The organism is Psychrobacter immobilis (assembly GCF_904846065.1).
Taxonomy (GTDB): Bacteria; Pseudomonadota; Gammaproteobacteria; order Pseudomonadales; family Moraxellaceae; genus Psychrobacter; species Psychrobacter immobilis_H.
The window spans coordinates 1-14172 of record NZ_CAJGZV010000005.1; the positions used below are offsets into that span (position 1 = coordinate 1).

The window sequence follows — 14172 nt, forward strand, 5'->3', positions numbered from 1 at the left end:
GTTCTTGGGTAGATTACTGGGATCGTGAAGAAACCACCAAACAATATCAGGTCGGTTATAGTAATAATTATCGTAATCTAAATTATGGCGTTTCAGCCATTAGAAGAATGGTAGAAAATAATGCAACAAATCAAAGTGAGAATGACACTGAATATATGCTAACGCTATCGCTACCCCTTTCTTTTAAACGTAATTCTATTAATTTAAATTCATCTCATACTCAAGATAATACTACCGTCGGTATGAGTGGTGTGGTGGGTAATCGTTTGAACTATGGCGCTTCTGTGTCAACAGACTATGAAGACAACTCAAGTTTCAATACTAACGCACAATACCGTACCAATTTTACTACGCTAGGCGGCTCATACAGCACCTCAGATCAGTATGAGCAGCTCTCATTAACAGCGAGAGGTAATATCGTTGCGCACTCTGATGGGGTGCTTTTTGGTCCAGACCAAGGTCAAACAATGGTCTTAGTATATGCGCCTGATGCTACAGGCGCTAAAGTAAATAACACCAATGGTTTGACCATTAATAAATCAGGCTATGCGGTAATACCCTATGTGACCCCTTATCGTTTAAATGAGATTGTTTTAAACCCTGAAGGTATGTCATTAGATGTAGAGTTAGAGGGAAACAGTCAACGCATAGCACCTTATGCTGGATCAATCTCAAAAGTTGATTTTGTGACCAAGTCAGGAAAAGCGCTTTATATTAGAAGTTTAAATACCCAAGGTGAGACATTGCCCTTTGCCTCTGAAGTATTCGATTCGGAAGGTGAGTATGTAGGTATGGTGGCTCAAGGCAGCTTGGTCTATTTACGCACCAACACGTTAACCGATACGGTAACAGTGAAATGGGGTAAGGCACAAGATAAGCAGTGCAAGATACAATATGATGTCACCGCTCAGTCATTACAGAATGAGAAAAATATGCTGATGTTAGAAGGTTTATGCCAATGAGCTCTAGAATATTAAATAGTTTTCTCTTGCTAATGAGCTGTGTTTTAAGTTCAGAGGTATATGCAAGGTGTACAGCCGACTGGGGGTTTACACCTATTGATATCAGTATGAATGTAGGCAGAGTCGTTGTTAGACCGAGCGATCCTGTTGGGAAGGTATTGCGACGCGCCTCTTTCCCCATTATCCCCAATGACTCCACTATTTCTTGCAGTTACTTCTCTGGAGGGACAATACAAGCTGTTCTTTCGAAAAACCCTTCGTTGAGCTATGCAGGTGGTGACTCTGTTTATAATACCAATATTAAGGGTATTGGTATTCGTTTATATAGAGACGCTGGTAATGGCTCAAATTTTTCTGGCTATTACCCTTATAGCAAGGCTATATCTCGTGATACAACATATAAATTAGGCGAAGGTTTTTTTATCGTTGAAATCGTTAAAACGGCGGCTTCGACAGGATCAGGCGCTCTTATAGAAGGTAGATACAGTAGTTATCACTCGCGTGACGATGTAAGTAAGCCTTTTTTGACAAGTACAGTGTACGGTAATGCCATTACAATTGCTTCATCCTCATGTGAGCTTTTAGGGGAAGTTAATAAGACTGTGCAATTACCTACTGTCAATAAATCTGGATTTAAAGGGATAGGCTCTACGCAAGGTAACCAGGCTTTTGATCTAAATTTTTTATGTAACGGTGGTGAAAATCCAACAGCCTATGTAGAGAGCAATAAAATTAGTTTGAATTTTGACTATACATTAGCACCTAATACAACGAATGTGTTGGCCAACAATGCGCCTGCATCAACCCGAGCGAAAGGTGTCGGTGTTCAACTTAAAACCAACTATAAAAATGTTAGTAAAGTCATTGCAAAGAACGAGAAGCTTGAATTAGGAACCGTTCAATCGAATCAAAACATTCAATACAATGTTCCATTAGGTGCAAGTTATTACCAGACGGATGCCGTTATTACTCCAGGTAAAGTTAGCTCAGTGGCGACGGTAGTTATTCAATACGACTAATAAAATGCCATCTGCACACTTGTTTCTTCAAGCTTTTTTCTATCTAGTTTATGCTAGCTAATGACATTCCATTTAATGTATTAAGCGAAATAAAAATATACCGAAGTGTGTGGTGATTATTACCAGAAAAATTTTACAAGAACCATGTAGAAACCAGACTTTGTTTGATTATAATACCAGCTTCTATTAAAGAAGCTAATGAAAGAGAATACATCACTAACAGCTTACGAACTAGGTTTAATAAAAAACTCCTTAAGGGAACGCCTAATATCATTAGAAGACTACGGAACAGAGTACTTAAACACTGATAGTGACGACGCTAATGAGAAAGCTGAGATGAGTATTAATATAGACTCTTTCAAAATGGAGCTGAACGAATTAAAAGATAAGATTGATGTTTTGACTGAAACCCAAATCACTAAAGCGAATCCTCAATAAAAAAGATAGCTCAAGCAGAGCCTGGGAGGGTAACCCCAATTCAGCGAATTGCTAGCCTTACCGCCCTTACTATCTTTGAACGACTGACAATAAACACATTCGTTATAGTGTTAGATGACAGGGCAAAAATAGATAACCTCATGCCTAAAATAGCTTTCTTCATAACCAAAATTTTTAATACTCAAAATAAGACAATACGCATCCATAGACAGTGGTGATATCCTGTATTTGCCCTATAAAATAGATGATATATGCCTAAACCTCTCATTTTTATATCAAATTATTCATGGTTTGCCTCATAACCAGTTTAGTGCGATAGTTGTTCACTGAACGTTCTGGACAGTTGTACTGTACAGTTTCTAAAAACGTACTTGAACACTAGGTGAACAATGAACATATCGGTGACAAAAGCAGCAAAAGAATGGGGTGTATCAAGAACAACGATCTATCAGAAAGTCAATGATGGTGAGCTTTCTAGGACAGCAGATAAAAAAATAGACGTTTCAGAAATGTTGCGCGTGTTTGGTGAGCCAATCTCTAAAAAACGTACTGAACGTTCAGTGGACACTGTTCAAAGTACACCTCTGAACAGTCAAAGTGTTCAGTACAATACGGACATTGAACACCTATTAGCGCTTGAAAAGCTCAAGAATGAACACCTTAGCCAACAAGTAAGCGATCAAAAAAAGTTAATTGAAAATTATCAGCAGCAGATAGGACAGTTGAACAAAACGCTGGATAAAGCCAATGCCAGTATCCAAGATTTTGCTCAGGTGAGACTACTAGAATTTAAGCAGGCTGAAATGAGTGATGAGCCGCCACTTGAACAAGAGCAAGAAAAAAAAGATGATTCAATCGTCGCGACGGCTAAGAAAAAAAAACGGTGGTTCTTTTGACTATAATGGGTGTTAGAAAAAGTATTAGTGTTTAATCTTTGGTAGATAGCTCTCTAAAGCCTTATTGGCCTTGTTAAAGCTTTCAGGCTCTCGCTGTATGATCCATTAATCATTTCGCGCTTAAATGCCTCAGTCTGCATTTTGCCGTCATAACTTAGGCTTGGATGGTTGTTATAGTCATTCATAAACTGCACGTTATCAACAATCGACTGTATGGTAGCTTGTGACAGGGTGCCATCTTCACTGGTTAGTTTATCTAGTGTTTTCCGATGGAATTTGAGCGTTAGCCCCTCGTAACCTTTGCCTCTACTTTTTTTATGGTACTCAACAGTGATTTTATAGTTTGTACTCTCATTTACCTCATCTATAGCAGTCTCAATCACACGCTCTCTAAGCTGTCCAAATTGCTTATACTTACCTTTAATGCCCATAACATAGCGAAAATCGTCTAAATCCATAGCTTTAGTATATTGGTACTGACCTACCCAACAAACAATTAACTCATATAGGCGCATCGAGTGAATACTTGAAAGCTCAGACACCTCCAACAGCCTATATTTTGTGAAGTTAGCTTTTAGCTGTGTCAAATAGGGCAGTACATCCTCTGCAAATGTTATTGTTATCTGATCTCCATTGGGGTCGTAAAGAACACCGCTAACAAAGCGAGTACGAAGCGTTTTATTATCCTCAAGTGCTATCAGTACCTCCCTATCAAAAAGCCGATTACTAGCTTGCTCTAAATCTCTAAAAGCATTCTTCTTGGTGCTATCGGTATAGAATATTTTTGCTACTTCCTCAACTGTCACCGTAAACTTGGTTTGCTTAGTAATATTTGGCGCATCAGGTCTACTATCAATACGACTAATACAAGTCAATAATAACTGCTTCTCTTTAGTAGTCATGGTATAAGCTGCTAGAACAAGCTCATTAGATTGTACGACTAGATTGTTTTCCATATTTTTTTTCGAATCCTTGCTTAATGTACTGTTATTTCCAATAATAATTAAGATTCACTTTACCATATAAAACCATAAATAGTATCAGTAATTTTTAATTGTGTTTATTCTACTCATTTTGTGTTTATTCTACTCATTTTGTGTTCATTCTACTCATTTTGTGTTTATTCTACTCATTTTGTGTTTATTCTCATCGTAAGATATTGATTATAAAGAAGAAAAAACTCTCTTAAACAGGAGTAAACAGGAGTAAACAGGAGTAAATAAAAACCCTTAAAGAAACGGGTGATAAAATTTTTTGTGGATAAGTGAAAAATCATCACTTAAACAACTTATCTTGCCTAAGCAATTTATCCTTCAGTAACGGTTCTTTTGAGGATTAGATTAAGGACTAAATCCTCGGCTAGGTGAATGCGCTTTATTAACTTGATATTGGTACGACTCTAAACCACCCTGTAAGGCTTTGTGTTGGCTTTCAGATAGATCTTTGCCATATTGCTCAGTAAACGTCTCTAAAGTGGCTTTAAGAGCCTCTGAGTAGCTTTTACGCTGGGTTGTTGGTAGTGAGTTAACCTCACGCAACGCAAACTTAAACTGCTGACAGGTTTTGTCTAAGGTATCTGCTAAATGCTCTTTAGCAATCTCTCTTGCCTCAGCTGGGTAGTTATCCTGATTGATGTAATGCGTTAACCCTTTGGTATAGCTAAATGATGAAATGATATCCCGAGTCATTCTGCCAACCTCTCCTGCGCTACCGCCCAGCTTGTCGATGATGCTGGTATTAAATGCCGCTCGTTCTTGATCGATGTTGTCTCTGAAATCTGTAAAATGCTGAATCAGTGCCAGATACTGCTGACGTTCAGCGTTAGGATCACGCAACAGCTTGATAATGGTTTTGTTGTTTTCAACCAGCGTGTGATCAAAACGTTTGGCCACTTGGCGTAAGTGCGCGGTAAATTCCACCGCTTTATCGTGGTCCTCAATACCATGGCGCTGTGCAAACTCGCTGAGTAGTGCCACTTGACGCTGATCAAATTTATCAGGAGCGTCATCCGCGGTTTCTCCTTGAGCCCATCTGATGGCCATATCATCACGATGACGTTGTATTAAGCGCATCGCTAGGTGCAGCTTCATACGTTCAACATACTCAAAGATTCTCTCATCTTCATAACGGTTTGCTCGAGTGTCTCGATCAATGCGTCCTTCTTGTCGATCAAGTCGAGCAGCTCTTGCTCGTCGTGCGTCGTCATCGAAGGGGCTGGGGGCTGTTTTTGCTCGCTCTGCAATGTCTCGATGGATGTCTTGAGCGATTGATTCGCTGTTTGCAGCTCTTTTTGTGTTTGCAGTAACCCACTGTTTTGAGAGATCAATGCGTTGTTGTGCTTTTTGGCTTCTTTCGTCTGTTCCATTAATCCAGTTTGGTAGGTTTTCGCATCGTTTAACTGCCCAAGCAATGCCTGATTTTGCCTCCTCAACGCATCGTTTTGTGTCGTCAACTCGAGCTGCCGTTCTATGAGACTGTCCTGTGCAGTATGCAATGAGATTATCTGAGCTTTCAGAGAGTTGTTTTGCAAAGTCAGCTCGTTGCTTTGTGTCTCCAATGCTGCCAGGTAGTCTTGCGTTTTTCTCAGTTGCCCAAGCAAGTCCTTTTCTAAGTGCGCTAATTCGTCGCTCATTGTCTGCCTCCTGTTTGATATGGTTGTCAGCCACCAATTTGTTGCGTGCTTTGATGGCGCGGTTGGTGTCTCCTTTTTCGGTCGTGATGCCTCGGCGCTCCATTGCTGTCGCTTCCACGCCCATTTTAATGGTGGGCTGTTGATCAAGCCCCTGATCCTTGTAACTGCGCGCATCCATCAATGGCAGATGATGCTGCGCCAACACTTTATTGGCGGTATCTACCCACATTTCACGAATACGCTTAATCTCCTGCATCGATGACGGCAGATCATGCGCCTTACGTTTTTTATTGGACCACTCAAACGGGGTCTTAAGCTTTGGATCAAATGCCAAGGTTTTATTCGGTCCAATGGTAGGTGCTCGAGTAGTAACTAAAATATGCGCGTGAAAATTACGGGGATCAGGGTTTTCCTCACCCTCACGCAAATACTTAGAGCTTGGCGGCACATTAGGATCAAAAGGCAACTTCATCACTGGACGATGGATACACACATCAGCAATCACATCCATATCGTCGCAAAGCTTTTGGGCAAAGTTGATGGCCAGTGAATGGCGCTCTTCCTCAGACAACTCATGAGGCAAATTAATCAGCCACTCACGCGCCACCCGACTGTCCGAACGTGTCTCTGCCGCTTCAGCGGTATTCCAAAGCGTCTCCCGATTCACACTCACACCCAGCGCCTTTAATGAAAATGGTAAAACGATATCGCTACTCATCACACCAGACTTTTTACTATAGTCATGGGTCTTGCCATATTTGGCATCATCAAGCACATCGCCAGCACGATAGGCCGCCGACGCCACTGCCGACTGTCCTGCTTTTCGAGAAATCGCCTTTGTTGCAATGTGTACCATTGTCATAAAAAGTCACCTGCTATTTTTGCTTTTTGCACACCACCGCTTTTTGTGGTATGCGGGGTTTGGGGTTTCCCCAACGAACAAGGATTCAAAATTAAGAATAGTAACGAAGTGGATAGATTAAATTTTGAGTCGTTACTTCGCCCTTAGTCAGAGAGACGTCACTATTAAATGCTAAAATAATACATCTAAGATATCTGATACAGTTGTGTTAAAGCTTATCACAAGTGATTGAATGATAGTGGGGTGCTTGCTATGCTGAGTGAAATTTAATCGATAAGGATAAATATGATGTCAGTATCTAATAATAAAGCGCCACTTTCTATTTTTGATAGTCAGGACTCTAATGAATTAAAAGAACGTCAACGGTTGGAAGAGTTAAAACGCCAAGCTAAGGTTCAGCAAGTAAAGTTAGATAAACGCCTGAACAAGCAGAAGATTTTAATGGGTGCGTTTTTGGGTCAGGTGTTGGCAACTGATGGTGAGAGTGAGCAGATGATTCGAGAGTACTTTGCGATTCATTTTCCAGATTTTTTAACGAGAAAATCGGATAAAGAATTGTTTAAAAGTATGATTGAAAGTTTGGGTGGCGATGTGGGCTTGGGTGAGGAAGAAGGTTCATTTGTAGGCAACGCAAAAGAAAATAATCAAGAGGATTTTGATCAAAATATAGGACTTGAAAGCAATCAGCCTAGCAGTAGTCACCAAACGCAATCTGATTCTATGGCTAATTATGGGGATCAGGATTCGCTGCTAGATGATAATAGTTATGCTACTGGTGTAAATAATCCAGATTTGCGTGGGCAATAGGTAATGATGTTAAAAGTGCTGTTAAAGGAATCATCTAGCAAACAAGAAAGACCATAAACACTGGACGTACAGCCTACAGTTTGGTTCTAGTATAGGAAGTAAACTAAATATTCAGTCACCATACTAAAAAAACCTAGGGGAGTTTCCTAAAAACTGTGTAACTGCTTATAATCCATTAACAGGAGAATAAGCAATGACTAACCAAAACGACATTAAAAAACTGGCCCAGCAGATGGCTGGTAGCATGAAAAGCTGAGAGCATCCTACATTTTGTGTAATTATTGATGAAAGCCACATAGCTGTTACACAGAATATAGAATGCTCTCCATTATTAAGCTTATATACCTATAGAATAGATAATTCTAGCCAATATGGAGGTGTTTTTCCTTTAGAAGCTTGAGAACGTGGCTGAAGAATACGCAATTCATATTTACCTGAATATGGAAGCTTGTAATAACCTTGGTTATCTAGTTCAGAGGAATATTCTCCTACATTAACAGAATCTGATAAATTCTTATTAAATAAATAAGAATCTACATTCCCTCCCGTTGTTTTAACAGAAAGCTTTTGGTTCTTTTTGGCATAAAATGTATAGGAATCGTACTTAATACCCTTTAATTTCCCATAATAGTTAGCTGAACTAGCGCCTTTTTTAAATTGAACATCAACAGTTTTAGCCACTGCATCTGAAGATGCGGCCATTACTGTAGGACTTACCATTAGAACAGGAAGCGCAATTAGAATAGCAGCAGTTAAGTTTTTCATATTTTAAACACTCAAACAGTAAAAAAACGATTTTATCTCAACGCACACTGTCAACCTTTATAGATATGTTATATTAATACTACCAATATAGAGAGTGCGTTGGTAAGTTACTGAATAAGGCCACCTGTAACGACCCTAACTTCTAGTTCTACCGTAAACCTACCTATGGTAGTAAAAACCTGAATTTCATTATGTAAACAAAGAGAACACTGCTAAATAGTGGTGTTCTCTTATTATATTTAAAGGAAAAATTATGCGTTCTTTGCTTCTAACGACAATGTGCTTAACGGGCAGCTTAGCTCTAGTGGCTTGTAATAACCATCGTGCCGACACCACGGATCTGAGTAAGCAGCCTACAATAGAAGTGCCGGTAGCGTCAGCGGCATTTACTGCTTTTGGAAACACCGCTAAAGAAAAAATTTGGCGAATAGTGATTGAAGGAAATGAGCTAAGTATAGAGGCGAATTTCTTAAAGCCAACGACAGCAACAGTTATCGTGGTGGGTTCTGGTTCTGTCAATACTGAAGGTGTCGAATACGCGAGTACTATCAATGGACAGCCTATTGTTGTGAATATAAAAAATAACCTTTGTATCGATGACAATGGCTATCAAAATGAACTTACTGCAATATTAACTTACGCAGGCGAAGTATATCAGGGTTGTGCCGTTGCCGGTGCAATAGAAATTGCGCCCACATAGAAGATAAGCCTAACCTATGAATAAACCATTGAAAAAATTTAGCCTAGTATTCTTACCATCATTTTTGTGGGTCGTATTAACTGGGCTAGGATTTGGCTCTCAAAGTCTATCTAATTTGATTGAAATTATAGGAATTTTTATAGTATCTGTGCTGTGTTTATTTATCCCAGAACGACTTATAAAATATCAACTCCTTCTTCTAATACTCTTAATAATCACTGCCTTAGTGCGTTTTTTAACCCCATATATACCGGAATAATATTAAACCAGTTGGCTATCTGAACCGCCCCGACTATATCGGAGAGCGTTTTATTTGAGTCAGGCAACTTTGCCTGACTCATTAAGACTATCATAATATTGCTTTTCAAACTCAAAAGGTGATACATAACCAATCGTACTATGCATTATCATATGAATTACCCGCGTTCCAACAAAGGTAATAACGCCAGAATCAGCCATCTGATCAGTATAACGAATAGATAAATACTGAACGCCTCTATCACTACGATGAATAACGTCTTTTGGGTTGTTTCTGTCTGCAATGGCTTGATTTAACGCTGCCATCATCATATCGATGTTCATACGATTAGACACCTTCCAGCCAACAATACTACGGACAAACACATCTATAATAAACGCAGTATATCCATAAGGAACCAATTAGGTACTTTCACTGATTCGGTTCCCTAGTGAGGACTTGAACACTCGGCTGCGTGCTAATGTTATCAATGGTTTTGCTCATTGAAATAGTTGCAGTGTACTTCGTGGTGTACAGAACGTTAGTTTTTCAAGCTCAAGAAACCTTGGATAGCACTTATCGCTAAGTGTATTACAATCCAGATTATTATCTATCTGGATCTAAAGCTTCATGTATATATATATTATCAACTGGCTCAAAGATATCTGAAATCTCTACATCTTCACGTAAAATCATAGTAAAAGTAAAACTTTCATCTGATGATCTCAATAAACTACCTGTACTGACATCAAAGAAATGAATCGAGCATAAATCTCTTACCCAGCATCTAAGCAAGAAAGTTAAATCATTTTCAGATATATAGCTAATGTTTAATTTAGCTAACGCATACAGCCTTGTCTTTACATCCTTTAAACCGTAAAAATGCTTTTCACTGAAAATTTTTAAATCATGCACATTTATACAAATCCCCAGTAAACTTAAGCCATATTTCTCTTGAGGAATTGTTGAGCTATCAGTGTAAAACATCCTTAGAAAGTCTATAAAATCGTTTTCTACAGTTAAGTAATCGTTGATGTTTTCGATACCAATGTTTTCGATAAAGTTAGCGATGTTAGTCCATTTGGCATCAAAAATAGCTTCGCTATCCTTAAATCTAGATACTGCGTAAAAATTAAAGCTCATTTGTATTTACTCGTGATTGGTGCGCTATACAGGCATCGAACTGCCAGTCTTGTATATGATGTTAATAACTATGAAGTCGATTGTCGCAGCGTCGCAGCATAGTTATCGTTCAATGACACAAATAGGATAACCGCCTGGGTTCTTGCCACCGCCTAGATCCAAGCAAATATCATCGTAATAAAATCCATGAGCTTTGATGCCTAGCCAAAATGCAAAAATAGTAGTGACAGCAATGATTATTATCATCTTTCTATTCATATAGAAATCCTAGGTAAACAAGCAACTACAACGATATTTATTTGGATATATCTTATACGAATTAGAAATTAATAGAGCTGTAGCGTGTTCTCATGCTTTGTTTTTTGTAATGTAGTTCAAATTATGAGTATACCCTAAGGAACCAGAAGTTAATTTTGCTTGTTCACATTATAATTATTTAGTCAAAAAGATATAGGATGAACGGCATATTTAAGGGTTTAAACGGTTTTTTCTAAAATTTTTTAGTAAAATTTTGTTTATCTAATTTTTAGGTAAAAAATCCTTATATTTACTAATGTAATAAAGATAATGTTATTTATCATACACTTAATAATACGTTAGTGTATTATTGTTTAGACCAATGTTTACTTATTTTGGTCTAAAATGTAAAATACCATGATCGAAAGTTACATGTATATCTTCTAGGGTAAGAATTATGAAAAAAACTTTATTAGCAGTTCCATTATTAGTATTAGCAACTTCTACTGTATTTGCTGCTGACGGTACTATTACAATCAATGGTCAGGTAACAGATAAAACTTGTACGGTTAATAGCGCGCAAGGTAAAGATTTCACAGTTACACTTCCTACAGTTTCTCAGCAAGTATTAGCAAACACTGGTGACGTTGCAGGTCGCACGCCATTCACTATTAATCTGACTGATTGTACAGCTGGTAGTAAGTTGCGACTTATTTCGAGCCAGGTGCAACTGTTGATTTCAATACTGGTCATTTAAACAACGCGACTGGAACAGCCACTAATGTTCAGGTCCAATTGCTAGGTTCAAACAATGCTGTTATTCCAGTATTAGCTGCAGGTGCTGGTGGTGTACAGACTAACTCACAATTAGTAGATGTAAGCAATGCTGGTTCAGCAGATCTTAACTACTATGCACAGTACTATGCTACTGGTGCTTCAACTCCTGGTAGTGTTGCAACAACTGTAAAATATACAATTATTTATCAGTAATCTTTTACTAGATTAAAAAGAGCTAGGAGAAGTAACATGCCTAGCTCTTTTTTTTAATTTTAGGTAGAGAGAAATCTATGTCTGTAAAACAGCTGTTTTATAAAATCTGTTTAATCACACTTCTAACACCTATCAGTTTGGTTCATGCAGAAATTATTATTCATGGTACGCGTGCTGTTTACCCTTCTGATGCACGTGAGGTTACGCTGCAATTAAGTAACGATGGAAAAAGCCCTTCTCTGGTCCAAGTATGGATTGATGAAGGTGACCCAAGTGCGACTCCTGATCAATCAAAAGCTCCTTTTATTCTTACGCCTCCTATTTCACGTGTAGAGGGGCAAAAAAGTCAATTTATAAGTATCACCAGTTTGCCTACCGTGAATACGTTAAGTAAAACAGAAGAAAGCTTGTTTTGGTTAAACGTATTAGACATACCACCAAAACCTTCAGCACAAGACAAAACAGCAGCTCCTGATAATTTCTTACAATTGGCTGTTCGCTCACGTATCAAGTTATTTTATCGTCCTAGTGGTATAAAACAAGATGTTGTTCTAGCTCCTGAAAAAATTCAGTGGAGTAGTAAAGGAACGAATCTATTAGTTAAAAACCCAACCCCTTTTTATATAACGATAACTTCTATTACCCAAGAAGCCGCAGGCAAAACCATTGATATTTTGTCAGAAGGTTTGATGCTAAAACCTTTTTCTGAACAGAGTGTTTTATTGAAAAGTTCTAGCACACAGAATATGACATTTACTACTATTAATGACTATGGTGGAAGAGTGATTCATAAAATTAAGTAAGACCTCTCTTTATCGTCTAACTTAATCTTATGCAACTTAAAGACATATTAGATTTTCAATAGAGTGGCCATGCGATGAAAAACCCTTTACATACTTATAAGAATATCAAGCAACATTTTAGATGTTGCTTGGTTTACGGGGTGATTGTTTTTAGCATACCAACATTGGCGTCGGCTGATGATATTGAGAATGGAACTAGTGGGAAAACAGCTGATTTTAACTCAGACTTCCTAATTGGCGATGCTAAAAACATTGATATTAAACGCTTCACATACGGTAATGCGATCTTGCCAGGTAACTACAACGTCGATGTTTATATCAATGGCAACTGGTTCGGTAAGCACCAGATGGTGTTTAAAAACACAGAGGATGATAAAAGTACATATACCTGCTTTTCTTCAAAACAACTACTTGAATACGGTATAAAAGCAGAACTTATTAAAGAAAGACTGGCAATAAATAGTAAGAATTGTCAGCAGCTGGGTGAATGGGTTCCAGATTCCTTTTATGAATTCGATACCTCAAAGTTAAGATTTGATATCTCGATACCACAAATTGCTATGGAAAGGAATGCACAAGGGTACGTTGATCCTAGTGTTTGGGATCGCGGTATTGATGCCGCATTTGTATCTTACAATGCGAGCACCTATAAAACTTATAGTAAAACGGAAAATAGCGAAGACAATACTAATGCGTTTGTATCATTAACTACAGGTGCGAATATTGCAGACTGGCAAATTCGTCATAATGGTCAGTGGAAGTGGGAGGATGAGATTGAGAGCAAAGACTCTCAATCTACTTATGACGCTATTAGTACTTATGCACAGCGTGCTTTTCCTGAATATAGAGGCGTACTAACGATTGGCGATAGCTTCACCAATGGTGAAATATTCAACTCCTTTGGTTATCGCGGCGCAGAATTTTCTAGTGATGATCGTATGCTGCCTAGCAGTATGCTCGGCTATGCACCACGAATCCGTGGTAATGCTAAAACCAATGCTAAAGTTGAAATTCGTCAGCAGGGTCAAATAATTTACCAAACGACTGTTGCTGCTGGAAGCTTTGAGATTAATGACTTATACCCTACCGGTTATGGTGGAGAGCTAGAAGTCTCTGTTTTAGAAGCCAATGGTGATATTCAGAAATACTCAATCCCTTATGCGTCAGTAGCACAAATGTTACGTCCAGGTATGAGTCGTTATTCAGTCATGACGGGGCAATTTCGTGATGCTGATGCTGATGCTGATAGTGATATGGACCCGTTTATTGTACAGGCACAATATCAACGTGGCGTTAATAATCGTATAACGGCTTATGGCGGCTTCCAAGGATCAGAAGATTATACAGCGATAACATTAGGCAGCGCGTTTGCCACGCCTATAGGGGCAGTTGCTTTAGATATGACGCATTCTGAAGCGAATTTTGATCGTCGTGAGAAAGAAAAAGGTCAAAGTTATCGCCTCAGTTACAGCAAGCTCATTACACCAACAGACACCAATTTAACCTTGGCTGCGTATCGTTATTCAACCGAAAACTACTATAATTTGCGTGATGCCTTACTGGCTCAAGAACTAGAAAAAAATGGGGTGGGATCGAGTCTTTTTGGTAAACAACGCAGCGAACTCCAAGTAACCTTAAATCAAGGACTACCTAACGATTGGGGGAATCTCTATGCAACGG

At 38.6% G+C, this 14172-nt stretch carries 13 protein-coding genes and 2 pseudogenes; 9 read left to right on the forward strand and 6 right to left on the reverse strand.

Features of this window, described 5'->3' with window-relative positions; all coding sequences use genetic code 11:
* From JMW64_RS13510 to JMW64_RS13525, 4 genes are all read left to right on the forward strand, one after another.
* Positions 1 to 962: fimbria/pilus outer membrane usher protein (locus JMW64_RS13510; RefSeq protein ID WP_201555305.1), on the forward strand; the 962-nt coding region annotated here is incomplete at its 5' end.
* Positions 959 to 1981: a fimbrial protein gene (locus JMW64_RS13515; RefSeq protein ID WP_201555307.1), complete on the forward strand. Its 1023-nt coding sequence runs from the start codon at positions 959 to 961 to the stop codon at positions 1979 to 1981. The genes JMW64_RS13510 and JMW64_RS13515, both read left to right, overlap by 4 nt.
* Positions 1982 to 2179: 198 nt before the next feature.
* A complete protein-coding gene (locus tag JMW64_RS13520) occupies positions 2180 to 2419 on the forward strand; it encodes a hypothetical protein (protein ID WP_179799757.1) in 240 nt (79 codons plus the stop codon).
* Between the two features lie 401 nt (positions 2420 to 2820).
* Complete coding sequence (locus JMW64_RS13525; protein ID WP_265089826.1) at positions 2821 to 3315, forward strand: hypothetical protein; 495 nt, start codon at positions 2821 to 2823, stop codon at positions 3313 to 3315.
* Between the two features lie 53 nt (positions 3316 to 3368).
* On the opposite strand, the gene JMW64_RS13530 is transcribed toward JMW64_RS13525, so the two are convergent.
* Both JMW64_RS13530 and JMW64_RS13535 read right to left on the reverse strand, forming a co-directional pair.
* On the reverse strand, positions 3369 to 4271 hold the full coding sequence (locus JMW64_RS13530) for a replication initiation protein (protein WP_227694308.1): 903 nt from the start codon (positions 4269 to 4271) through the stop codon (positions 3369 to 3371).
* A gap of 384 nt (positions 4272 to 4655) precedes the next feature.
* Positions 4656 to 6809: a MobA/MobL family protein gene (locus tag JMW64_RS13535; protein ID WP_201555311.1), complete on the reverse strand. Its 2154-nt coding sequence runs from the start codon at positions 6807 to 6809 to the stop codon at positions 4656 to 4658.
* 285 nt (positions 6810 to 7094) lie between these two features.
* On the opposite strand from JMW64_RS13535, the gene JMW64_RS13540 reads away from it, so the two are divergent.
* Positions 7095 to 7616, forward strand: a complete 522-nt coding sequence (locus JMW64_RS13540; protein WP_201555313.1) for a hypothetical protein — start codon at positions 7095 to 7097, stop codon at positions 7614 to 7616.
* Between the two features lie 345 nt (positions 7617 to 7961).
* On the opposite strand, the gene JMW64_RS13545 is transcribed toward JMW64_RS13540, so the two are convergent.
* Positions 7962 to 8381, reverse strand: coding sequence for a PPC domain-containing protein (locus tag JMW64_RS13545; protein ID WP_045455780.1), 420 nt, complete (start codon positions 8379 to 8381; stop codon positions 7962 to 7964).
* Positions 8382 to 8634: 253 nt separating this feature from the next.
* On the opposite strand from JMW64_RS13545, the gene JMW64_RS13550 reads away from it, so the two are divergent.
* Positions 8635 to 9081 carry a hypothetical protein gene (locus tag JMW64_RS13550; protein WP_025651568.1) on the forward strand — a complete coding sequence of 149 codons (447 nt, stop codon included), beginning with the start codon at positions 8635 to 8637 and terminating at the stop codon, positions 9079 to 9081.
* 461 nt (positions 9082 to 9542) lie between these two features.
* On the opposite strand, the pseudogene JMW64_RS14295 reads toward JMW64_RS13550, so the two are convergent.
* The 3 genes and pseudogenes from JMW64_RS14295 to JMW64_RS13565 form a co-directional block, all read right to left on the reverse strand.
* Positions 9543 to 9726: pseudogene (locus tag JMW64_RS14295) on the reverse strand (DDE-type integrase/transposase/recombinase); the annotation flags it as partial.
* A gap of 199 nt (positions 9727 to 9925) precedes the next feature.
* The gene (locus tag JMW64_RS13560; RefSeq protein WP_201555317.1) at positions 9926 to 10462 is read right to left on the reverse strand and encodes a hypothetical protein; all 537 of its coding nucleotides are present in this window, start codon (positions 10460 to 10462) and stop codon (positions 9926 to 9928) included.
* Positions 10463 to 10564: 102 nt separating this feature from the next.
* A complete protein-coding gene (locus JMW64_RS13565) occupies positions 10565 to 10720 on the reverse strand; it encodes a hypothetical protein (RefSeq protein WP_201555319.1) in 156 nt (51 codons plus the stop codon).
* A gap of 436 nt (positions 10721 to 11156) precedes the next feature.
* On the opposite strand from JMW64_RS13565, the pseudogene JMW64_RS13570 reads away from it, so the two are divergent.
* The 3 genes and pseudogenes from JMW64_RS13570 to JMW64_RS13580 form a co-directional block, all read left to right on the forward strand.
* Positions 11157 to 11689: pseudogene (locus tag JMW64_RS13570) on the forward strand (fimbrial protein).
* A gap of 77 nt (positions 11690 to 11766) precedes the next feature.
* Positions 11767 to 12492, forward strand: a complete 726-nt coding sequence (locus JMW64_RS13575) for a fimbrial biogenesis chaperone (RefSeq protein WP_201555321.1) — start codon at positions 11767 to 11769, stop codon at positions 12490 to 12492.
* Positions 12493 to 12566: 74 nt separating this feature from the next.
* Positions 12567 to 14172, forward strand: a 1606-nt coding sequence (locus tag JMW64_RS13580) for a fimbria/pilus outer membrane usher protein (protein ID WP_201555323.1), incomplete at its 3' end; no start/stop codon positions are given.

Excerpts from the sequence above, each read along its gene's own strand:
- JMW64_RS13515 (WP_201555307.1), top strand. The coding sequence starts at position 959 with ATGAGCTCTAGAATATTAAATAGTTTTCTCTTGCTAATGAGCTGTGTT.
- JMW64_RS13530 (WP_227694308.1), bottom strand. The coding sequence starts at position 4,271 with ATGGAAAACAATCTAGTCGTACAATCTAATGAGCTTGTTCTAGCAGCT.
- JMW64_RS13520 (WP_179799757.1), top strand. The coding sequence starts at position 2,180 with ATGAAAGAGAATACATCACTAACAGCTTACGAACTAGGTTTAATAAAA.
- JMW64_RS13575 (WP_201555321.1), top strand. The coding sequence starts at position 11,767 with ATGTCTGTAAAACAGCTGTTTTATAAAATCTGTTTAATCACACTTCTA.
- JMW64_RS13565 (WP_201555319.1), bottom strand. The coding sequence starts at position 10,720 with ATGAATAGAAAGATGATAATAATCATTGCTGTCACTACTATTTTTGCA.
- JMW64_RS13560 (WP_201555317.1), bottom strand. The coding sequence starts at position 10,462 with ATGAGCTTTAATTTTTACGCAGTATCTAGATTTAAGGATAGCGAAGCT.
- JMW64_RS13550 (WP_025651568.1), top strand. The coding sequence starts at position 8,635 with ATGCGTTCTTTGCTTCTAACGACAATGTGCTTAACGGGCAGCTTAGCT.
- JMW64_RS13540 (WP_201555313.1), top strand. The coding sequence starts at position 7,095 with ATGATGTCAGTATCTAATAATAAAGCGCCACTTTCTATTTTTGATAGT.
- JMW64_RS13545 (WP_045455780.1), bottom strand. The coding sequence starts at position 8,381 with ATGAAAAACTTAACTGCTGCTATTCTAATTGCGCTTCCTGTTCTAATG.
- JMW64_RS13535 (WP_201555311.1), bottom strand. The coding sequence starts at position 6,809 with ATGACAATGGTACACATTGCAACAAAGGCGATTTCTCGAAAAGCAGGA.